The 22,072-nt window shown below is 44.1% G+C and carries 19 protein-coding genes and 1 tRNA gene; 12 read left to right on the top strand and 8 right to left on the bottom strand.

Annotation, left to right across the window (positions count from 1 at the left end; translation table 11 throughout):
* Position 1: 1 nt before the first annotated feature.
* Positions 2-739, top strand: coding sequence for a TIGR04219 family outer membrane beta-barrel protein (locus tag L5M29_RS09785; protein ID WP_263167619.1), 738 nt, complete (start codon positions 2-4; stop codon positions 737-739).
* A 77-nt stretch (positions 740-816) separates the two neighbouring features.
* On the opposite strand, the gene tolC is transcribed toward L5M29_RS09785, so the two are convergent.
* Positions 817-2,124, bottom strand: a complete 1,308-nt coding sequence (tolC, locus tag L5M29_RS09780) for an outer membrane channel protein TolC (protein WP_105251469.1) — start codon at positions 2,122-2,124, stop codon at positions 817-819.
* 244 nt (positions 2,125-2,368) lie between these two features.
* On the opposite strand from tolC, the gene nudF reads away from it, so the two are divergent.
* Genes nudF through parC form a run of 7 tightly spaced genes read left to right on the top strand, consistent with a single transcriptional unit; the run spans position 2,369 to position 10,312 of the window.
* Positions 2,369-2,971 (top strand): ADP-ribose diphosphatase, encoded by a 603-nt coding sequence (gene nudF / locus L5M29_RS09775; RefSeq protein WP_028759445.1) that lies wholly within the window; start codon positions 2,369-2,371, stop codon positions 2,969-2,971.
* Between the two features lie 6 nt (positions 2,972-2,977).
* Entirely contained in the window at positions 2,978-3,418 is a 441-nt protein-coding gene (locus L5M29_RS09770; protein WP_105251470.1) for a DUF1249 domain-containing protein, read from the top strand.
* Positions 3,419-3,433: 15 nt separating this feature from the next.
* The gene (gene cpdA, locus L5M29_RS09765; RefSeq protein ID WP_105251471.1) at positions 3,434-4,273 is read left to right on the top strand and encodes a 3',5'-cyclic-AMP phosphodiesterase; all 840 of its coding nucleotides are present in this window, start codon (positions 3,434-3,436) and stop codon (positions 4,271-4,273) included.
* 26 nt (positions 4,274-4,299) lie between these two features.
* Positions 4,300-4,875, top strand: a complete 576-nt coding sequence (locus L5M29_RS09760; RefSeq protein WP_263167617.1) for a YqiA/YcfP family alpha/beta fold hydrolase — start codon at positions 4,300-4,302, stop codon at positions 4,873-4,875.
* A gap of 56 nt (positions 4,876-4,931) precedes the next feature.
* Positions 4,932-6,818, top strand: a complete 1,887-nt coding sequence (gene parE / locus L5M29_RS09755) for a DNA topoisomerase IV subunit B (RefSeq protein WP_105251473.1) — start codon at positions 4,932-4,934, stop codon at positions 6,816-6,818.
* 52 nt (positions 6,819-6,870) lie between these two features.
* Positions 6,871-8,043, top strand: a complete 1,173-nt coding sequence (locus tag L5M29_RS09750) for a PQQ-dependent sugar dehydrogenase (protein ID WP_263167615.1) — start codon at positions 6,871-6,873, stop codon at positions 8,041-8,043.
* Positions 8,036-10,312 (top strand): DNA topoisomerase IV subunit A, encoded by a 2,277-nt coding sequence (parC, locus tag L5M29_RS09745; RefSeq protein WP_263167613.1) that lies wholly within the window; start codon positions 8,036-8,038, stop codon positions 10,310-10,312. Before L5M29_RS09750 ends, parC begins: the two co-directional genes overlap by 8 nt.
* Positions 10,313-10,478: 166 nt before the next feature.
* On the opposite strand, the gene L5M29_RS09740 is transcribed toward parC, so the two are convergent.
* Together L5M29_RS09740 and L5M29_RS09735 are read right to left on the bottom strand one after the other, a co-directional pair.
* On the bottom strand, positions 10,479-11,576 hold the full coding sequence (locus L5M29_RS09740; protein WP_263167610.1) for a porin: 1,098 nt from the start codon (positions 11,574-11,576) through the stop codon (positions 10,479-10,481).
* Between the two features lie 435 nt (positions 11,577-12,011).
* Positions 12,012-13,076 carry a porin gene (locus L5M29_RS09735; RefSeq protein ID WP_263167609.1) on the bottom strand — a complete coding sequence of 355 codons (1,065 nt, stop codon included), beginning with the start codon at positions 13,074-13,076 and terminating at the stop codon, positions 12,012-12,014.
* 426 nt (positions 13,077-13,502) lie between these two features.
* Between L5M29_RS09735 and tcdA the strand changes: the two genes are divergently transcribed.
* The gene (tcdA, locus tag L5M29_RS09730; RefSeq protein ID WP_263167607.1) at positions 13,503-14,312 is read left to right on the top strand and encodes a tRNA cyclic N6-threonylcarbamoyladenosine(37) synthase TcdA; all 810 of its coding nucleotides are present in this window, start codon (positions 13,503-13,505) and stop codon (positions 14,310-14,312) included.
* Positions 14,313-14,398: 86 nt separating this feature from the next.
* Here the strand turns inward: tcdA and L5M29_RS09725 are convergent, their stop codons facing one another.
* Positions 14,399-16,024 carry an ATP-binding protein gene (locus L5M29_RS09725; protein ID WP_263167605.1) on the bottom strand — a complete coding sequence of 542 codons (1,626 nt, stop codon included), beginning with the start codon at positions 16,022-16,024 and terminating at the stop codon, positions 14,399-14,401.
* Positions 16,025-16,192: 168 nt separating this feature from the next.
* On the opposite strand from L5M29_RS09725, the gene L5M29_RS09720 reads away from it, so the two are divergent.
* Complete coding sequence (locus tag L5M29_RS09720; protein WP_105251480.1) at positions 16,193-16,804, top strand: superinfection exclusion B family protein; 612 nt, start codon at positions 16,193-16,195, stop codon at positions 16,802-16,804.
* A 142-nt stretch (positions 16,805-16,946) separates the two neighbouring features.
* Here the strand turns inward: L5M29_RS09720 and L5M29_RS09715 are convergent, their stop codons facing one another.
* Entirely contained in the window at positions 16,947-17,078 is a 132-nt protein-coding gene (locus L5M29_RS09715) for a DUF3149 domain-containing protein (RefSeq protein WP_105251481.1), read from the bottom strand.
* A 311-nt stretch (positions 17,079-17,389) separates the two neighbouring features.
* On the opposite strand from L5M29_RS09715, the gene L5M29_RS09710 reads away from it, so the two are divergent.
* Both L5M29_RS09710 and L5M29_RS09705 read left to right on the top strand, forming a co-directional pair.
* Entirely contained in the window at positions 17,390-18,979 is a 1,590-nt protein-coding gene (locus L5M29_RS09710; protein ID WP_263167603.1) for a bacteriohemerythrin, read from the top strand.
* A gap of 146 nt (positions 18,980-19,125) precedes the next feature.
* Positions 19,126-19,212 (top strand) — tRNA-Leu (locus L5M29_RS09705).
* Between the two features lie 87 nt (positions 19,213-19,299).
* Here the strand turns inward: L5M29_RS09705 and modC are convergent.
* From modC to modA, 3 genes are read right to left on the bottom strand one after another with little or no spacing between them, the layout of a single operon-like run.
* Positions 19,300-20,385, bottom strand: coding sequence for a molybdenum ABC transporter ATP-binding protein ModC (modC, locus tag L5M29_RS09700; protein WP_263167602.1), 1,086 nt, complete (start codon positions 20,383-20,385; stop codon positions 19,300-19,302).
* Positions 20,379-21,116 (bottom strand): molybdate ABC transporter permease subunit, encoded by a 738-nt coding sequence (gene modB, locus L5M29_RS09695; protein WP_263167630.1) that lies wholly within the window; start codon positions 21,114-21,116, stop codon positions 20,379-20,381. Before modB ends, modC begins: the two co-directional genes overlap by 7 nt.
* 16 nt (positions 21,117-21,132) lie before the next feature.
* Positions 21,133-21,924, bottom strand: a complete 792-nt coding sequence (gene modA / locus L5M29_RS09690) for a molybdate ABC transporter substrate-binding protein (protein ID WP_263167601.1) — start codon at positions 21,922-21,924, stop codon at positions 21,133-21,135.
* Positions 21,925-22,072: the final 148 nt, after the last annotated feature.

Below are 22,072 nucleotides of genomic sequence, written 5' to 3'. Positions count from 1 at the left end.
TATGAAAAAAACTCTCCTCGCCAGTGCGGTATTAGGATTCTGTATGGCCTCATCTGCCCAAGCGGCCACTGTGGTTGGTTTCACAATTGGTGGCGACTACTGGCGCGCCGATACTAGTGGTACTTTTGCCGATAAAGGTCAACCACAACAAACATTTGATTACAGTTCATCTGCTCAAGGCAGTTATTGGATTGCAGTTGAGCACCCATTGCCATTTGTCCCTAATATTAAAATCCGTGAAAATAACCTAGATCAGAAAGGCAGCATGTCGGATGCTGATTTCAACTTCAATGGTCATGATTTTAAAGGTAATGTTACTGCTTATACTGATTTGAGTAACACAGACTTCGTGCTGTATTACGAAATATTGGACAACGACATAGTGTCATTGGACCTTGGTGCAGCATACAAGTTAATGAATGGTTCACTGCGTGTTCAAGACCCTGGCCATCCAGAAGAGAAAGATGTCGATAGCGGTATTGTGATGGGTTACGCCAGTACGCATGTAGGTATGCCTGGCTTAGGCTTGTACGGTTTTGCTGATTTGATGCAGGGCGTCAATGAGTCAAGCGTGCACGACTATGCTATTGGTTTAGGTTGGCAATTTGATGGTTTGGCCGTCGATACGCGTGTACGTGTAGGCTACCGTGAATTTTTATTCGATGTGAGTAATTTCTCGGGTGTGAGTGCTGATACTAAATTTAAAGGTTATTTTGCGGGTGTTGAAATCAACTTCTAATTTTGTTGATTTTAATTTTTAAGCATAAAAAAACCGCCAAATGGCGGTTTTTTTATATTTAATTACTGGGAGCGTTGTTACTGTGCAATCAAGCCATTATTGATGGCGATAACATCATCTTCATTCAATGTACCCGCAGCTTGCTTTAGTGCAACAACTGAGTTGATGTAGCTATAGCGCGCATCGGATAATTTACGTTTTGAGTCGTACAAGTCACGGGTACGGTTCAAAACATCAACGATAGTACGAGTACCCACCTCGAAACCCGCTTGAGTGGCTTTTAGGGCACTTTCTGATGAAATAACAGATTGCTCATAAGCTTTGATTGAGCTGATAGAAGCACCTACGTTGTTGTAGTTATTACGAACGTTTTTCACTACACCACGGTAAATTTGCTCAAGCTTTTCACTTGCTTCAACATACTGGAATTGTGCTTCATTAACTTGTGAGCTGACTTTAAAACCTTCGAAAATCGGAATGCTTAAGTTGACACCAACGCTGACATTATCAAAATCAGGTTCGTTGAGATTACCCATTTTTTGCTCAAGACCTTTGTTGTAACCGGCATTTAAGCTTAAAGACGGCATGTGGCCTGCTTGATAAAGCTTAATAGTCTCTTGGGCAATATCTTTACCAATACGTTGAGTCATTAAATCAACACTATTGGTTTCAGCAATTTTTAACCATTCGCTAGATGACGTTGGCGCTGGCGTAACGGCTGAGAAACGGTTGGTATCTAGCACATTAATCGTCTTGTGATCGATGCCGGTGATTTCACGTAAGGCTTCATAACTATTGGCGAGCGTGTTTTCGGCTAAAATTTCAGTGGCTGAGGCTAAGTCATATTGCGCTTGAGCTTCATGTACATCGGTAATCGCGGTTAAACCCACTGCGAAACGTTGTTTAGTTTGTTCAAGTTGACGCTCGATTGCGCGTTTTTCTGCACCTTGGAACTCGTAGTTGTCTTTCGCCGTTAATACATCGAAATAGGCTTTAGTGATACGAGTAATCAAGTTTTGTAATGCGGAAGCATAAGCGGAATCAGCTTGAGAAGCGGCTTTCTCAGCAAGACTTAAACCAACCCAAGCACTGTGATCATAGATGACTTGATTTAATTTCAGGCTACCGACTAGACCACTTGCATCATCCTTCGGATCATTCCAAGCTTTGTCATAACCGACGTTTGCACTAATGGTTGGCAACAGCGGAGCGCGGTTTTGTTCGATTTTCTCAAACAAACCATTACGCTGGGCTTGGGCTTGCAATACGAGCGGGTCGCTGGTCAGTGCTTGCTGATAAATTTGCAACAAATCATCTGCTTGCACCGCTGAAGCGGAAGCCGCAAGTGTTAATGCTGCGCATAAATTATGGATCTTAAATTTCATTTGCTGTCCTTATTAGACAAAATCCCCCCACGGAGGAATATTTTAACTTCGTTTAGACTAAGTAATGCCTTTACCAAGGCGGTTTGCGCTTCCCGACGCTTCCCGATACAGCTAAAACTTAATGACCTAGAGTCTAAGAACTCTGACACTTTCAAGTCAAATTCGAAGTGTAACAGATTTTATTTTAAAAATGTGCTCAAATTGCCTTGATTATAGGCGCAAATTTAACTTTTAAGGATAGAGTATGAAACCCCCTGTTTTTTCGCAAACGGATATTGAGATCTTAGGAAAAAAATCCCTTTATCAAGGTTTTTTCTCAATGGACGAATACACTTTCAAGCATAAATTATTCGCTGGTGGCTGGAGTAAGCCTGTCACTCGCGAAGTGTTTGAACGGGGTCATGCTGTGGTCGTCCTTCCCTATGATGCCAAGCAAGATAAAGTCGTACTCATCGAACAGGTACGCTTTCCTGCATTAGCAACCGCTAAATCTCCTTGGCTTCTTGAGTTAGTCGCGGGTATGATTGCGCCCGCAGAAACGCCTCTGGATGTTGCACACCGAGAATTAATGGAAGAAACTGGCTTAATGGCTAAGCAAATACACAGTGTAAATAGCTATTTAGCGAGTCCAGGTGGTAGTACAGAACGTTTCTATTTCTATTGGGCTGATGTCGATTCAAACGATGCCCGTGGATTGCATGGATTAGCTGAAGAGCACGAAGATATTCGATTGCATGTCATGAGCCGCGAGCAAGCTTATGAGCGAGTGGTTGCGGGCGAGATTGATAATGCGTCGACCGTTATTGGATTACAATGGTTACAATTAAACTATCAGCAACTGGTTTAAATTGGGATGAATTTGGCTACTTCGAGTCTAAAACGGCGCTATAAACCCAACGTCAGTGATTTTTTAGCACTGTGCGGGCGTAATTATGGCTACATGTTGAAATGGTTACCGTTAGAGATAGCTATCGGTGAGTCATGGCGACTCGAAGGTGAGTTTGGTATATTAGTAGTGCGAATTTTAGAAAATACCAAATATACTCAGCTAGTTGAGATATCTCGTCCCATCGAAATCAAGGAGTTTATCAATACTCCCAAGGTGTTAGTGAGAATTTATCACGATGCTAAATTAGCAGAAGTGTTAACTGGCCAACAGATTTACCAATTACGCCCAGTGTATGATTATCCCAATGTACGCATGTATCAAAGTGATGAAAAGTACCAGGTGAATGCATTCCTGGAAGAGTTATTAAAGATTGGTTACCAACACAGTGTCGTGTGCCAGTCTTAGAATTGGGTATTCAATGTGCTGAAAGAGGCTGTCTCTTACTCCATAGCTGAAGGGGAAAGCGTGCGTATCGTGCAAGTCACAGATCCGCATCTTTTTGCCGATCCTGAAGCTCAGCTATTAGGAGTTAATACTAGCAAAAGTTTTGCTGCCGTATTAAATACGATTAGAGCTGTGGACTATCCTGCTCACTTGATGCTCGCCACGGGCGATTTGAGTCAAGACTATTCGGCTGAGTCCTATCAGCAATTTGTGAAAGCAGTCACCCCCGTTGGCTTACCTTGCCATTATCTTCCTGGAAATCATGACGATCCACGGATCATGTATCTGCACATGCAGGGTGAACAGATTTTTGGGCAGCAGCGTATTCTGGCGGGAAACTGGCAAATCCTCATGTTGGATTCAACCGTGCGGGGAAAGCCTGGCGGCAATATGGCCGAGACTCAGTTCGAATTAATTGATGAAGCCATTGCCGCACATCCTGAATGCCATACTTTACTGGTGATGCATCACAATCCCATCGTTGTGAATTGTACTTGGTTGGATCAGCACTGCATGGACAATGGCGCCGAGTTTATCGCGCGAGTGGCAAAGTATCCGCAGGTCAAAGGATTGCTCTGGGGACATGTGCACCAATGTATTGATACCCATCATAATGGGCCCCATGGCACGTTGCAGTTGATGGCGACACCTTCCACTTGTATTCAATTTAAGCCGTTATCGCCTTATTTTGCCTTGGATGGCGTTCAACCGGGTTATCGTTTGCTGGAGTTGAAAGCCGATGGTAGCATCAACACTAAAGTGTATCGCGTACCGGGTAACCATTTTTCCCCCGACAACAACTCTAGCGGTTATTAACGCGAATAGCCGCAGCCTGAGGAAATATGCTGCTTTATATTCACGGTTTTAATAGCTCTCCATTTTCAGATAAAGCTGTGATGACGGCTAAGTACATGGCGCTGCATCACCCTAGTGTGGCCTTCCATCAGCCCCAATTGCCTAATACACCTAAGGCTGCGATGGTGCTCTTAACCGCTTATGTTGAGGCGGCGATTGATGCCAAAGAGCCATTAGCTTATATAGGCTCATCTTTAGGTGGGTATTTCGCCAGCTATTTAGCTGAAACCTACGGTGGCAAAGCGGTGTTAGTTAATCCTGCGGTAAAACCCTTTGAGTTGTTCGATGAGTTTATGGGGCCGCAATTCAATCCTTACACTGAACAGCATTATCTTGTCTTACCTGAGCATAAGTCTGAAGTCGCTGAATTTGATACGGCTGTGATCCGCAATCCGGATCGTTTTTTGGTATTATTGCAGACAGGTGATGATGTGCTGGATTATCGCGAAGCGGTCAATAAGTATCATCACTGTCAATTGCGAGTTGAAGCGGGTGGTGATCACAGCTTTGTTGGTTATGAGTCGCATTTGCAAACTGTAAGCCAATTTTTACACTTACCTTGACAAACTGACATGCCGAGCCGCAACATGGCCGGATATAACAACCTATAGCGTGCCCTATGACAAATCAATACACCTCTGACGCCATTGAAGTTCTCAACGGACTCGATCCTGTTAAACGCCGTCCAGGTATGTATACCGACACCTCCAGACCTAACCATTTGGGCCAAGAGGTCATAGATAACAGTGTCGATGAGGCATTGGCAGGTCACGCGACAAAAATTGAAGTTGTTCTACATACAGATAACTCCCTCGAAGTCACTGATGATGGCCGTGGTATGCCGGTGGATATCCACCCAGAAGAAGGCATTCCTGGGGTTGAGTTAATTCTGACCAAATTGCATGCTGGCGGTAAATTTTCGAATAAAAACTACCAGTTCTCCGGTGGTTTACACGGTGTCGGTATTTCGGTGGTTAACGCTTTGTCGCGCCGTGTCGAAGTCACGGTTCGCCGTGATGGCCAAGTGTATGACATCGCTTTTGAAAATGGCTTTAAGGTTGAAGATTTACGCCCAACAGGGACCTGTGGTCGTCGTAATACGGGGACTCGAGTGCATTTTTGGCCCGATGCGAGCTATTTTGATTCAGCTAACTTCTCAAATTCAAAACTGATTTATTTGCTTCGTGCTAAAGCGGTACTGTGCCCAGGTTTACGGATCAAATTCACCAATAAACAGACAAATGAAGTCCATGAATGGTTCTATGAAAGCGGCCTAACTGATTATTTAAAGGCGGCTATCGGTGACAATTTAAGATTGCCAGAAGAGCCGTTTGTGGGTTGCTTTAAAGGCCAACTAGAAGCTGCAGATTGGGCCATTACTTGGTTGCCTGAAGGCGGCGAATCTATTGGCGAGAGTTATGTTAACTTAATTCCGACTCCGCTCGGTGGTACCCATGTGAATGGTTTCCGCCAAGGTTTATTGGAATCTATGCGGGAGTTCTGTGAGTTCAGAAATTTAATTCCCCGTGGTATTAAACTTTCACCCGAAGACATTTGGGATCGCGCCGCGTTTATATTGTCGGTGAAGATGCAAGAACCGCAATTCGCTGGTCAAACAAAAGAAAAGCTTTCTAGTCGCCAATGCGCTGCTTTTGTGTCTGGCGTTGTGCGTGACGCATTCTCACTCTGGTTGAACTCAAATACCGAGTTAGCTGAATCCTTAGCCGAAATGTGCATTAATAATGCCCAGAGCCGCTTAAAGGCCGCTAAAAAAGTGGCCCGCAAAAAGGTGACTTCGGGACCTGCACTGCCGGGTAAGCTGACAGACTGTAGTGGCCAAGATCCGATGCGCGGAGAGTTATTCCTCGTGGAAGGGGATTCTGCGGGTGGTAGTGCTAAACAGGCCCGCGATCGTGAGTTTCAAGCCATCATGCCGCTGCGTGGCAAAATATTGAATACTTGGGAAGTCGATGCTTCACAGGTGTTAGCTTCACAGGAAGTCCATGATATTTCGGTCGCGATTGGTTGCGATCCCGATAGTAGTGATATCTCTGAATTACGTTATGGCAAGATTTGTATCCTTGCGGATGCCGACTCAGACGGACTGCACATTGCTACCTTGTTATGCGCGCTATTTTTGAAGCATTACCGTATCTTAGTTGAGCAGGGTCATGTGTATATTGCTATGCCGCCGTTGTTCCGTATTGATATCGGCAAAGAGGTGTATTACGCCTTAGATGAGGCAGAAAGAGCGGGTATTTTAGACCGTATTGCCGCTGAGAATAAAAAGGGTAAGGTACAAGTCACCCGCTTTAAAGGTTTGGGTGAGATGAATCCTTTACAACTTCGTGAAACAACGATGGATCCAAACACCCGTCGTTTAGTACAGTTGACGATAGATGACATCGAAGAAACGGATGCTTTGATGGATATGTTGCTCGCTAAGAAGCGTTCGCCGGACCGTAAAAACTGGCTTGAAGATAAGGGTGACATGGCTTTACTTTAATGTTGTGCACTATTGCCGATAACAATAAAACATAGGCATAAAGAAAATTACAATGTTGTATATTAAAACTAATAATTATAATTGCTTAAAGGTGTTTTCTGCCGGTTTTACGCTCTTAGCGAGTGTGACGTTATTGCTCTGCAATAGCGCCTTTGCGGGTTCCCAATCGATCATGATTACCGTCGCTAAGGGGTTTGGTTTATCGCTTTATGCCTCGGATATTGGCGATGCTAAGCAGATGGCGATGGGGGCTAATGGCACTTTATTTGTCGGTTCCAATAAGAGCGGCACTATCCATGCTCTCGTTGATAGTAATCAAGATGGTCGTGTCGATAAGCGCTATGTGATAGCCAAAGGGCTTGAATCACCCGATGCGATTGCATTCCACAATGGTGACTTGTTTGTCGCCACTGAAAATCAAATAGTACGCTTTGTTGATATTGAGCAAAGATTGCGCCGCCCGAGTCGACCCAAAGAGATTTACAGTGACTTGCCTTACTCAGAGAAGAAAAGTTCTCGGGCAATTAATTTTGGCCCAGATGGCCGTTTATATGTGTCTATTGGTGCGCCCTGTAACGTCTGTGAAGCGCCAGTGCCTTACAGTAGTATCATAGCGATCAATGTTGATACAGGCGCGAGTGAGCAGATTGCGGCTGGTGTGCGTGATGCAAGTGGATTTGATTGGTCGCCAATAGACAAAAAATTATGGTTTGCCGATCAAGGCCGTGATTGGATGGGGGACAACTTGCCACTCGATGAGATTAACCGCATCGATGTCATAGGGAGTCATTATGGCTTCCCTTATTTACATGCCAGTAGTGTTGTCGAACCTGCCTATGAAAAACCGAAAAATTTAAAAATCACTCTGCCAATGTATGAGTTGCCAGCCCATGTTGCACCCACGGGACTTGCATTTTATCGCGGCAGTCAATTTCCCGATATTTACCATAATCAGTTGTTTGTCGCCGAAAATGGCTCGTGGAATCGTTCGAGTAAAGTTGGTTATCAAGTGGTGATGTTGAAGATTGAAGATCAAAAAGTGGTGAGTCGTGAAACGGTTGTTAGTTTCCTTGACGGTGAATTTCCCGTTGCTCGACCCTTTGCGCTGTTATCGGCATCCGATGGTGCTATGTACATCTCCGATGATTTAAAAGGTAACGTGTATCGCTTGTTTTATAAGGGCGATAGTACTGAAGAAACACAGGAACTAGAAGAAAATGAGTGACGCTATCAAGTTAAGTCTCGATGGGGTAGAGCAAATGCCATTGCGGCGCTTTACCGAAGAGGCTTATCTGAACTATTCCATGTACGTCATTATGGACCGAGCCCTGCCACACATTGGGGATGGACTTAAACCGGTACAGCGTCGAATTATCTATGCGATGAGTGAGTTAGGTTTATCGGCTCAATCTAAGCATAAAAAGTCGGCCCGTACGGTTGGTGACGTATTAGGTAAATACCATCCTCACGGCGATAGTGCCTGTTATGAGGCTATGGTATTGATGGCGCAGCCATTTTCATATCGCTACCCGTTAGTCGATGGCCAAGGTAACTGGGGTGCCCCCGATGATCCTAAGTCATTTGCGGCTATGCGTTATACCGAAGCACGTCTCTCTAAATTCTCTGAAGTGTTACTCAGTGAACTGGGACAAGGTACGGTTGAATGGGGTGCTAACTTCGATGGCACTTTGAAGGAACCTAAAGTACTGCCTGCACGTTTACCGCATATCTTACTCAATGGTATTACTGGTATTGCCGTAGGTATGGCGACGGATATTCCGCCGCATAACGTGAGAGAATTAGTCTCCGCCTGCGTAGCATTGCTCGATGATCCTAAGCTTGAACTCGAGCAATTGATGGCCTTTGTACCAGGCCCTGATTATCCAACTGAAGCCGAGATTATTACCCCGTCTGCCGATATTGCAAAAATTTATGACTCGGGGCGTGGGTCATTAAGAGCACGTGCGGTTTACACCGTCGATGGCGGTGAAATCATCATAACGGCGCTGCCGCATCAAGCCAGTAGCGGTAAAATCTTAGAGCAAATCGCCGGTCAAATGCAGGCAAAGAAATTGCCTATGGTGGCCGATTTACGCGATGAGTCGGATCATGAAAACCCAGTGCGTCTTGTGGTGGTGCCGCGCTCCAATCGCGTCGATTGCGATCAACTGATGGCGCATTTGTTCGCCACCACGGATTTAGAAAAGAGCTTTAGAGTTAACTTAAACGTGCTGGGTCTCGATGGACGTCCGCGAGTTAAAGGGTTGAAAACCTTATTAACTGAGTGGTTAGAGTTCCGCGTTGATACGGTTAAACGTCGTTTAGAATATCGTTTAGACAAGGTGGTATCGCGGTTACATATACTCGAAGCCCTAATGATCGCTTTCCTCAACATTGATGAAGTGATCGAGATTATTCGTTTTCACGATGATCCTAAAGCCGAGTTGATGGCCCGTTTTTCACTCAGTGATAAACAAGCCGAATCGATCCTCGAGTTAAAGTTACGGCATTTAGCTAAGTTAGAAGAATTTAAGATCACGGCCGAACAAAATGAGCTTGAAGCCGAACGCGAAAAACTGGAGCAGTTATTGGGCTCAGAGCGTCGCTTGAAGACGTTGATCAAGAAAGAATTAATTCAAGATGCCGAAACCTATGGCGATAATCGTCGCTCGCCAATCGTATTGCGTAATGAGTCCAAAGCATTAACTGAACAAGAGTTAACGCCGACAGAAGCCGTGACTGTTGTCTTATCTGAAAAAGGTTGGGTGCGTTGTGCTAAGGGTCACGATATCGATCCTTTGTCGCTCTCCTATAAGTCTGGCGACCAATATCTATGTAGCGCGATGGGACGTAGCAATCAGGCCGCAGTGTTTATTGATTCGTCTGGGCGGGCTTTTGCGACGGATAGCCATACTCTGCCATCGGCCCGTAGCCAAGGTGAGCCTATTACGACTCGCTTCAATATGGCACCTGGCGAAACCATGCAGCATGTGTTGATGGGTGAAGAAGACCAATGTTACTTGTTAGCTACGGATGCAGGTTACGGTTTTATTTGTTCATACAACGATATGGTGTCGCGCAATAAGGCAGGTAAAGCCTTGCTGAGTCTACCAACAAACGCTAAATCATTAACGCCTAAGTTGATCGACCGCACTAAAGAAATGTCACTGCTAGCGATCACAAACGAAGGGCGGATGTTACTGTTTTCGCTAGAAGCGTTACCGCAATTATCCAAGGGTAAAGGTAATAAAATTATTGGCATACCAACCGAAAGGGCCAAGAGTCGCGATGAACTTATGACGCATTTACAATTAGTGCCGAGTGATACGCCGGTTACCTTGTGGGCAGGTAAGCGCAAACTCACACTGAAGCCAAGCGATCTTGAGCATTATCGAGGTGAACGTGGACGTCGTGGTGCAAAATTGCCTAGAGGATTACAACGTGTCGATAGCGTTGAATTAGGTGACGGTGGTGATGCTTTAGCGAGCATCTAATGCTTTGTAATGGTTTCAATGCTGTAAAGAATTAAATGGGTTAACTAAAACCACCTCAGTTTGGCTTAGGTGGTTTTTTATTTTTGGCGCTTTTGGATTAGATTTGAGACATAAAAAAACCTACTGTATTACTACAGTAGGTTTTTATTATCTCTTAGGTAAGAGATTAGAAGTCGTAACGTACGCCTACAGAGAATACGTTGTCATCTTGTAGATCAACTTTGTTACCAGCAACAACATGGTCACCGCGGTACATAGCGTATTGGCCGTATACCATAGTTGATTTAGCTAAACGATAGTCAGCACCCACGTTGAAGTTTTGTACGTTGATGTCTGTACCAGTAATTGATTTGCTTACAACGGTACCGTTAACAACTTCAGTATATTTGTTTATATTTTTGTAATAGTTACCAAAACCGGCTTCGTCTACCCCGTACTCAGCCTTCAGATTTACACCGTTCAGATCATAAGAAACGTTAACAAAGTAAGTGTTACCTTCGATGTCATTGTTCACAACATCTTCAGAGTTTTGGAATAAACCGCCGACTTTGAATTGACCGAATTTTGCTTGGCCCACTAAACGGTATGCATCAACACCCGCGATGCCTTTGTTATAGGCTACTGCAGCATAGTAATTCTGTTCTTTAAACTTGCTGTCACCGAGAGTTGCGCTTAGCGCATATAGGCTTTCAGAAGTCTTAGCTGTAGTGTCGTTATCATCAAATTGATAGTTAGCGTTTAATGTTACTAAGCCTGCAATTTTTGGTGAATAGTACCAAACACCATCAGCGCTACGTGTTTGGGCACTGATTAAACGGTCGATATCGGCGTTAGTGTTACCGAAAATATCTACAGCGCCTTCGGCTTGTTTAAATACGGTATCGTTACGGCCAACTAACACAGTACCAGCGTTAGTTTTTAAACCTAAGAAAGTGTTACGTGCTTTGAAAACATCACCAGTAGTAGATGTATTTTCAACTTGGAATTCCATTTGGTAGATAACGTCAAAGCCATCAGCAATTTTTTCTGAACCTTTAACACCTAATAGAGAGAAGTTGTTTTCTAAATAAGTGCCTGCGTTATTCTCATCAGCATAGTTTTTGGTATCAATGCCGTTAGTACCTGATTGTAGAGTGGCACCTGTGTCAGTATGGGTTAGAGCAAGCTCTAAACGACCATAGAAGCTTGGGCCTTCGGCTAGCGCACCGAATGAAGCCAATGCCAATACTGATGCAACTGATGCAGAGATGAATGTCTTTTTCATGTTTTGTGCTCCCTCGAACCTAAGTTCTTATCCATTTTTCATGGTTTTTGTGTGGTTTAACGCATTTGCTACCTGAGTTGGTAACAAAGTTGCCGCCGATTTTTACAGTTTTACGACTCGCAGGCTGTGGCGCAGATCATGTTTTTGGCTCTCCTTGCCTATATTCGGGCCATTTCTGGGATCTTTCCTTATATCTTGACTGCAAATCTACCTGAAAGGGGTAAAACTCTATTTTTCACTTACTACTTAAGTGGTAGGTAAGGCGGATTGCCTTAGATAGTGCGTCGGCGAGGGTAACTGTAGCATATACTAATGCTGTAGCAAGTCTGTCATATTGGTTATAGATTTGTGTTTGGGGGCGATATCTAAGCAGAAAAAGCGGCCGAAGCCGCTTTTTTATCAATAAATAACCTTGGGGTTAGTTGATTAATCTATTTAAAAATCAACGCGTAAACCGACAGTAAAGATGTTGTCATTCAGGTCTTGCTTTACATCAGCCAACATAAGATCACCATCAAAGCGTGTGTAGTGACCATAGACCATAGTCTTAGTGCTCAGGCGGTAATCAGCACCCACACTGAACTGTTGCAGGTCAACATCGCTGACTTGTTCTAGGCCACTGTTGTCTTGGTCACCAACATAACGGCTCACGTATTTACCTAAACCTGAGTCATCTTTGCCGTACATCATCTTTAGTTTTAAGTCGCCAATTAAGTAGGCTGCGTTGACAAAATAGGTATCGCCTGAGAGATTGGCAAACTTATCATCTACATGCTCACTGTGTTGATATAAGGCACCTAAGATTACGTCACCGAATTTAGCTTGGGCCACACCACGGTAGGCTTCAACGTTGTCAATACCATCACTATAGGCGGCAGCGACATAGTAGTTTTGTGCTTTAAAGGCTTTATCCCCTAAGGTGGCGCTCAGAGCATACATTTGATCTTTGCTATACACGTCGTTGCCATTCTTATCCACTTGGTTATAGTTATCACTCATCAGATAAGTGGCATTAAGCGTCACGAGATCGGCAATTTTAGGTGAATAGTAAGAAATGCCATCGGCGGAGCGTGTTTGGCCTGCAACCAGTAAGTCGATATCAGCATTGGTATTACCGAAAAGATCGAAGCTACCTTCAGCTGCTTTAAATACGGTATCGTTACGACCCACTAAAGCCGTACCTGCGGCACTTCTGATACCTAGGAATGTATTACGGGCATTGAAGGTTTTATTTGAGTTGTCAAAGTTTTCGACACCAAATTCCATTTGATAAATGATGTCAAAGTAAGGGCTTACAGCTTCAGAACCTTTTACGCCTAACCAAGAGAAGTTGTTTTCAAGAACAGTGCCCTCCTTTTGGTTTTGAGTTGCATAACCTGTGTCTGAATTGGTAATGGCAAGATCAGCATGGCCATAGAATTCAGGGCCATCGGCGAGTGCTGTGAATGAATAGAGTGTGAGGCTAGAAATAATAGCCGTCGTCAGTAGATTCTTTTTCATCTTCATTTTCCTGTGCTTATCGCTGTTATATGCATTGATAACTTCAGTATCTATGCATGCTGTTGAGCTTTTATGCGGCAAAGTCTGCACAGACTTGAAATGATAAAGTGTGATCTGGATCAAGTTTCATATAAAGAATGGCTTATTCAACATATTGTTTTACAAGTGAAATACATGTTTTTATTAAGTCGATTACCAAATGACTCTGTGGTAAATGATGGGCCTTTGCTTTTATTACACTTATTTAGTGTTCGTATCCCTTTGCATCTAGTGTTTTGTGGCTGAGGATCTGATTTCGGTTTATGTCGATATCGTTTAGAATCCACGGCACATTTCTGGTGTTGCTTTTAAGCTGTCCCAGCTGGTGTTTACTGGATGCTAGGGCAAGCGTTCCTGCTGTTATTGGGTAATATAAGGTAAGTATTTATGACTGAGGCCTATCAAAATCGATTTGGTGGAATTGGCCGTTTGTATGGACAAAAGGCGTTGGCTAAATTTGCCATATCCCATGTGATGGTAATTGGTATTGGTGGCGTCGGTACTTGGGCGGCTGAAGCCTTAGCGCGGAGCGGCATAGGGCAGATAAGCTTGATGGATTTAGATGATATCTGCGTCACTAACACTAACCGACAAATACATGCTCTTAGCTCCACCATCGGCGGTTCTAAAGTTGCTGTGATGGCACAACGGATCCGTGAAATTAATCCTGATTGCCAAGTGAATGAAATTGAAGATTTTATTACATTGGATAATCTAGGCGAGTATTTGCTTGGAGCTAAAGAGGGCGGCAATATTGATTATGTTATTGATTGTATTGATGCCGTTAAGCAGAAGGCTGCGTTAATTGCTTGGTGTAAACGTCAAAAAATTAAGATAGTGACAGTGGGTGGTGCGGGTGGACAGACAGATCCGACGCAAATTCAGTTAACTGATCTCGCTAAAACCTACCAAGATCCTTTGCTAGCCAAAGTGCGTAATATTTTGCGCCGCGAGTATAACTTCTCTAAAAACGTGCAACGCCGGTTTGCTATCGATGCTGTTTTTTCCAGTGAGCAGTTAGTGTATCCCCAAGCCGATGGCTCAGTGTGCGGTACTAAAGCGGCGGCTGATGGCAGCATGAGGATGGATTGTGCTTCTGGTTTTGGGGCTGTGACTATGGTCACTGGGACATTTGGTTTTGTGGCGGCAAGTCGCGTGTTAGCGCGATTGGCACTGCAGGCTCAAGAGGCGGTTTAAACTCTTAACCTAGATTCAGTCAAGATATCACCGCTTTCAAGGGCGGTGATACCCCTTCAATATTATGTAATTTCATTAGGTTATAGCTAGATATAAAAATCTTGTTGATTATTGACTGATTCACATTGAGTGTATGGAAATTTAATATCAAATTGTGGGCCGCCTAGTTTTGAGTCTGCGCGATAACTCATCGTGCCTTTTAACAGTGTTGCGGCATTAAAGGCCGCTGATAATCCTAAGCCAGTACCACCTTTATTACGATTTGTAGTAAAGAAGGGTTCGAACATGTGCTCAGCAACATCGGCTGGAATGGCTAAGCCATTATTTTGAATGCTGATTTGAATTGATTCTTCATCCAAAGTCGCACTAATGTGGATAAGATTGTCTTCATGTCCTTGGAATGCATGGGTAAAGGCGTTCGAGAGAATATTACTAACAATTTGATTTAACAAACTGATATTGGTTTTGATATTGAGTGTAGGCTCCACGTTGATCTCCGTTGAGGCGTTAACATTGGGATGCATAATTAATGTCGACTCTAGGATTTCATGTAGCTGCTGGTTTAGATTACAGCATTGGTGTTCTTCATGACTGCGATCGATGGCGATCGTTTTAAATTTTTGAATTAAACTACTGGCTTTAGTGATATTACGGACAATGAGTTCACAGCTTTCTTGGTACTCATTAAGTATTTCATTTATCTCATCTAATGTGGCTTGATCGCTGTGGATCAGGTCGATCAGTTCTTCAATATGGCTGAGCTGCGCACTCGCCGCCGTCAAACAAATGCCAATTGGGGTGTTTATCTCATGGGCAACCCCTGACACGAGTCCACCCAAGGCCGCCATTTTTTCTTGCTCAACTAAAACCTGTTGTGCTCGTTTTAGTGCGCTAAGGGATTGTTCTAACTCTAGTGTTCTTTCTTTTACTTGCCTTGCGAGCTCTTCTTTATAGCTACGTTCGAGCTTGAGTAGCCGCTCTCTATCTTCTAAGGCTATTTGCAGTTCCGTCTTAGAATTCTTTAAGGCGCTAAATGAGCTTCTAAGTTGTACTTGCATGCTATTGATGGAATCGGCGACTTGTTTGAATTCATCAATTTTTTCATGACGGTCAAATTGTAGTGGCTCGTATTCATGGTCTATGTCGATATTTTTGCAGTATTGGCTGAGTTTATCTAAGTGTTTAGTAATGTTGAACCACACTAAAAATAGAATAAACCCAGCCACTAAGAAGGTTTTAATGCCATTAGAAAGCAGAATGATAATGGCCTTATCATACAAGCGTTGATAGATAGCATCGACATCGACTTGTATTTCGAGTGTGCCGACATTGATGTTTTCAGTCGGTGATTTATAGACTAAAGGAAAGGTTTTATCTAAGGAGTGTTCTTGTTTCTGCTCGCCTGCATTCCATGCTTGGCCGCTGTCATCTTTAATCGAAATATAGTTAATATCGGGCAGCTGAATTAGCCCATTGAGCTGAGTGTTAATGAGCCGCTCGTCAATAACCCAAATACTGGCGGCGAGTACATCTAAGTTCACCTTTTCCATGTTGGAAAATACTCTATCGATACGCACTACATCATTGCGATAATCACTGATCAACTGATACGCAGTGGTGATTAAGGTGATAACAGAACTAAAAAGTACAATAGACAGGGTAAGGTGCCTGCCTATGGGGCTTTTGATAAGTTGGCTAAAGAATGTCAGCATCTTAAATTTTCTTTATGCAATAGCGGCTTGAGATGCTTATAAGCATAGACCTACAGATCCAGAAAGTGCATTTTCTCGCAGATAAAATCAACGAAATATGTCTTCATTTGTGGCATTAAATTTGCTTATTAGCCGATAAGTTCAATTTTTTGTCACTGGGATAGCACTATGTTTAAACTCAAGCTGGATTCAGTTAAGTTTTTTAGCCCGAAGAAAATGATGTTTAGAGTCATGCTGTGGCTTATGGTGAGTTGTTCTGTCTTACTTCTTATTCCCCCTAATGTACTGGCAGTGCTGGCGCTCGATAAATTTGTGCCAGAACATGCACAGTTTGTTGGATTAGGTCTAATCGTTTCTATCGCTTACTTTTTGAGTCAATTAATTAACTTAGGCTTAGATGAGTCTATCCGTCATTTAAGTGATAAGCGCGTTATTGAGACGATTGAAGCTAAAGTGAATCTACTTGATCCCGCCGAGCGAGCTTTAGTGAGGGAATTCTTTCTTCAAGGCGCCACGATTTTGACTCTGCCGCAAAATGAACCCGCTGTAAAAAGTTTAGTGAATGCCTGCATCTTAGAAAAGCTCGGTAACGAGCGCCATTATGCGATTCAGGGACCGACCGCCGACTATAAGATTGCCATGAAAGCGCGTATGTACCTCAACCGTGATGTGCTGCGTTTGCCAGCAGGTGAGCCGAGCCAAGAAGAAATGCAGTCGTTGATTAAGGCGCGCCCGCAATTTTTGAATGGATTAGTACAAAACAGAAAACACGCAGCATAGGCGTGTTCTATCTCACTCGGATGAGTGCTAGCTATGGTTTAGTTAGCATTTTTAATATGCGAGACAACAAAAAAATGGGGGTGATAGGACCCCCTAGATTTTGCATTTATACAAGAAACATGAAGAACAACTGGAGCAAAAACTATGGTTTCGGTGCCGACTTCACAATGAACATCCAAGTGATATAAGACACTATTCCTATTGTGCTAAAGATAACGATCATTGAAAGTAAGCCTATGGGGTTACCAAACATCAGATCTAACCAAAATGCCATGACTGAAATCCTCTTTCCTGTGAAGTCCTCGCTAAATTAGCGGTATTCGATAGCTAAAATACTGATCTCGATCAATAAAAAATTGACATAGGAATACAAAGTCATAACCCTTAGTTAACTCTGTGATCTTGGTCAAATTTAAGAGTATGCTTAACAGCGACGAGTTCAAATAATTTAGCTTTGTTTCTTCTTCCGTTAGCGTCTAGGATTAACCTATTCAACTCGATCGATATTTAGTTAACGCGCTATTCCATTTATTCGTTCTTGTTTTTATATGAAGGCGCGATATCAGTTTTTTAAAGGAGTAAAAAATGGATTATAAAAAAAGTCACAAGGATTCAATGGGATATAATTCTATCTTTGCGCCACTATTGTTGCTGATTTATCCCCTCTATTGTTTGGTGATCACAGGGCACTTTGTTGCCATTTTGTGTTTAAGCGCGCTCGCCGCCATTTTAATATTCAACATCAATAAATTAATTCGTAATTTGAGACAACTTGAGCGTGCAGCACACCACTTAGGCGAGGGAGATTTAAGTTATCAATTGGAAGAGAAAGATGCGGGTGTGTTCATCAAGGTAGTACATAACATTAATCGCATGGGTGAGGATGTCAGCCGTACGATTTTGTCTTTATCTGATACCTGTGAAGGGATGAAAAAAGTCGCCTCGGATATCAAGGTTATCAGTGAACAGGCAAAGCAAGGCGTGTTAGAGCAAGAGCATCAAACTGAACTGGCAGCCAGTGCAATGACGCAGATGGTTTCAAGCGTACAAGCTGTATCGCAAAATGCGGTGAGTGCTGCGCAGGCAGCTGATATTGCCCAAAGTTCTGCTAAGCGCGGCGATCAAATCATGAATGGCATAGTCACTAAAATTGGCGCTATGTCGCAACAGATCCATGATACTCGAACCGTGATCGAGCACTTGGCCGCCGACAGCAACAATATCAGTAGCATTATTGAAACCATTTCGCAGGTGGCCGAACAGACCAATTTACTCGCTTTAAATGCTGCCATTGAAAGTGCGAGAGCGGGTGAACATGGTCGCGGTTTTGCTGTAGTCGCCGATGAAGTGCGTAATCTCGCTAAACGAACATCCGAAGCCACGGTTGAGATCCAGCAGCAAATCGCCGCATTACAAAAAGGCGCACAACATGGTGTTGAAGTCATGTTGAAAAACGTGGCGATTGCCGACGAAACGGCTGATATGGTTGATCAAGCTCACAGTGCACTCGGGCAGATTGTCGCTCAGGTGGAGACCATTACCGATATGTCCCACCAAATTGCCACTGCATCGGGACAACAACATACAGTAGCAGAGGAAATTAATAAAAATATCAGTGTGATGGCTGAGCTAGCCCTGAGTAATGCCTCCCACACCAACAACACTAACTTATCGAGTTTGAAAGTGTATAACATGTCGCAGGAAATCGGCTCCTTGCTGCATCGATTCCATGTGAATGCGGCATTCTTTAACTCGAGTCAGGCACAAAATAAACTCTTTGTGAAATGGGGGCCTGAGTTAGACATAGGGATGCCAGAGATCAATCGTCAACATCAGCGCTTAGTCTCATTGATCAATGAATTACACCGCACATTAAATGAAGAATATGGACTCGAAGCCATCAAACGTATCGTGCAAGGGTTAGTAGATTACACCGCCAATCACTTTGCCTATGAAGAGGAACTCTTTGCGCGTTTTGGTTACCCTCAAACTGACAGCCACAAGGAAAAACACGGCAAGTTAGTTGGGCAAGTACTTGATTTTCAAAAGCGGGTTGTTAGAGGTGAAGATGTTGCCGACGAATTAATGGCTTTCTTGAAAGCTTGGTTGGTAAACCATATTCAAAAAAGTGATAAAGAATATACCGCTTTTTTATTATCCCATGGCGCAGAATAACCCCAAGAGCATGATTTTTGAGCGGTTAAATGCAATTTGTATTAAAGTCGCGGCAAAAGACTTGCCATTGTCATAAGCAAAGGTATAATTCCCAGCACTTAGAGACAGCCAGTTGTTTTGATTGCTTCTAAGTGCATATTTGATATGCCAGTGTGGTGAAATCGGTAGACACAGGGGATTCAAAATCCCCCGCCCTTAAAAGCGTGCCAGTTCGAGTCTGGCCACTGGTACCAAATCCTTCTGATGAAGGAACTAAAACCGACCTAGAGTCGGTTTTTTTGTGCCTGAAATTTGGTTTTCGAACGGTGCTCTAGGTTGAGCTAGTGGGATTCAGCGATATCCATTTGCGTCATAGTCACTCCTTTGATTTGTGCATAAATCGCTTTGCCATGAGTGAGTTGCAGTTCGTCGCAGGCCCAAGGGGTGATGTTGGCCCAAAGTTCATCACGGCCTAGGGCGATTTTTAATTGGATTTGCTCGCCGTTATCACTGAGGTATAACTCTTTAATTTCTCCCTTTAGCAGGTTACGTATACTTGAGCCTTTGGGGAGCTCAGTGCAAACCGAGACATGATTTGCCTGAATACGCACTTTGAGTTTCTTTGCCGTTTCAGCCAGGTAGCCACTTACCCACAAATAGTTTCCATCATCCATCACGAGTCGAGTCATGGGGTAGTCGGGATGTCTGTCGGCGACCTTTGCACTGAGGAGTGAGCTGAGTTCCTGCAATGGCACCCAAGGGCGCATTTGCTCGCTATTCCACACTTCACTTAAGGCCCCTTGGGCGATCAATTTTCCCTGATGCAGCACCAGCATATAATCCGCCAGTTGTAAGATCTCATCTAAGCTGTGGCTCACATACACTATCGGCAGTTTTAGTTCCTGCGATAAGGTTTGCAGGTAGGGCAGTAACTCGCGTTTACGGGGTAAATCGAGTGATGCCAGCGGCTCATCCATCAGCAGCATGTCAGGTGATGTCAGCAGGGCACGGCCAATGGCAACCCGTTGTTTTTCACCGCCAGATAGCGTGCTGGGATAACGACTGAGGAGTTTTTCAATCCCTAGTAGTTGCACAATTCTATCGAACAAGACTGGGTTAGCTGTACGCATACCATAGTTGAGATTGCCCTTCACGCTATAGTGCGGGAACAGTCGTGCTTCTTGAAATACATAGCCAATTTGGCGCTTCTCTGGGGGAAGGTTCACTTTGCCTTGTTGATAAAGCAGTTTGTCGCCGAGGCGGATTTCACCGCTATCTGGGGTTGAAAGCCCACCGAGTAGGTTCACTAGTGAGGTCTTACCCGCACCCGAACGGCCAAAAACGGCTGTCACGCCTTGCAATGGCAATTGGGTATCGACTTTCAGTTGCAGTTGTCCGAGTCGTTTTTCAATATTGATTGTTAACATACGCTTGCCGTCCTCTGCAGGGCTTTTTTACTCAGCCATTGGGAGGCAAGTAAAGACGCGAGTGCGATAACGATCGATATAATGCACAGACGCATGGCCTGATATTCGGCTCCCGGAGTTTCAATAAAAGAGTACATGGCGAGCGGAATCGTACGGGTTTCACCTGGGATATTAGAAACGAAGGTAATAGTCGAGCCAAATTCCCCTAGGCTGCGGGCAAAGGCGATAATCATGCCTGACACTATCCCTGGAGAGGTGAGTGGCAGTGTGATGGTGAGAAATACTCGCCATCGACTGCTACCTAAAGTGCGTGCGGCCTGCTCGAGTCGAATATCAACGGTTTCAAAGGATTGGCGTATGGATCTGACCATCAGCGGGAATGACACTATCGCCGCCGCGAGGGCCGCACCGCGCCAACTAAAGCTAAAACTGATACCAAACCAATTAAATAACCACTGGCCGATAAAACCTTGGCGGCCCATGCTGATCAGCAAGAGGTAACCCACTACCACGGGCGGTAACACCAGTGGTAGATGGAGCACACTGTCAAATATAGCCTTGCCAGGAAACTCGACCCTTGCCAGTAACCAAGCGCACAAAATACCCAAGGGTAAACTGGCGATAACGGCAACGGATGACACCTTTAAGCTGAGCAGCAGTGCGGCAATTTCATAGTCGCTCAAAAGAGAGCCACTTAGCAGAGAGCCGCTTAAAAATGAGCCGCTTAACAAAGAACCACTCAGCACCCTAATTCACTCCAAAGCCATATTTCTCAAACACATTTTTTGCGCTTGGGCCCTGCAGATACTCATTGAACGCTTTGGCGCTTGCGGTCGATTCTTGTTTGACTAAGGCGACAGGGTATTCAATTGGGCTGTAACTCGTTTCTGGGAAGGTGCCAACGATTTTGATCTTTTGAGCGACTTTCGCATCGGTTGAATACACTATGCCAAGCGGCGCTTCACCCTGTTCAACCAAAGCGAGGGCGGCACGGACATTGTTAGCACGGGCGAGTAAGGGCTCAGCGGCTTGCCATAGCTTGAGGTTTTCGAGGGCTTGCTTGGCATATTGTCCAGCAGGCACATGATCTGGATCGCCAACAGCCATACGACTGCCTTTTAATGCGGCTTTAATATCCCAATCGCCATTGAGCACGACTTCTGTAATGGGACTATTTTTCTCGGCAATCAAGACTAAGGTATTTTTTAACAAGGTTTTTCGGCTGTTAACATCGACCGCTTTAGCATCGACCAGATAATCCATCCACTTTTGATTCGCCGAGACAAACAGATCGGCTGGCGCACCATTGGCGACTTGTTTTGCCAGTGTTGAGGAAGAGGCGAAGGAGAATATCACCTTAGTATTGTGTTCTTTTTCATATTGCTGGCCGATTTCGTTAAGTGCATTGGTGAGCGATGCCGCTGCAAAAACAGTCACTTGCTCATTGTCTGCCGCAAAAATAGGGCTAGATGTCAGTACGATTGTGAATAACGAAGCCGTGGTAAAACGCAGTAATTGCTTAAGGTGAATGGATTTCATTGTGTTCCTCCGTGATAAAAAGTGATCGTTATATACCAATATATACATCGATTATTCAAGCCCTAAGCAATCAATTAGTGATCTGTGTGCGGTTTCTTGCTGATTAATGGTATTGATCTGCTGAAATATCTCGGCAATCTTATTGGTA

The sequence above is a fragment of the Shewanella sp. SM95 genome (assembly GCF_025653595.1).
In the GTDB taxonomy this organism is placed as follows: Bacteria; Pseudomonadota; Gammaproteobacteria; order Enterobacterales; family Shewanellaceae; genus Shewanella; species Shewanella oncorhynchi.
The sequence above is the reverse complement of the archived record's forward strand: the minus strand, read 5'-3'. Positions and strand labels throughout refer to the sequence as shown.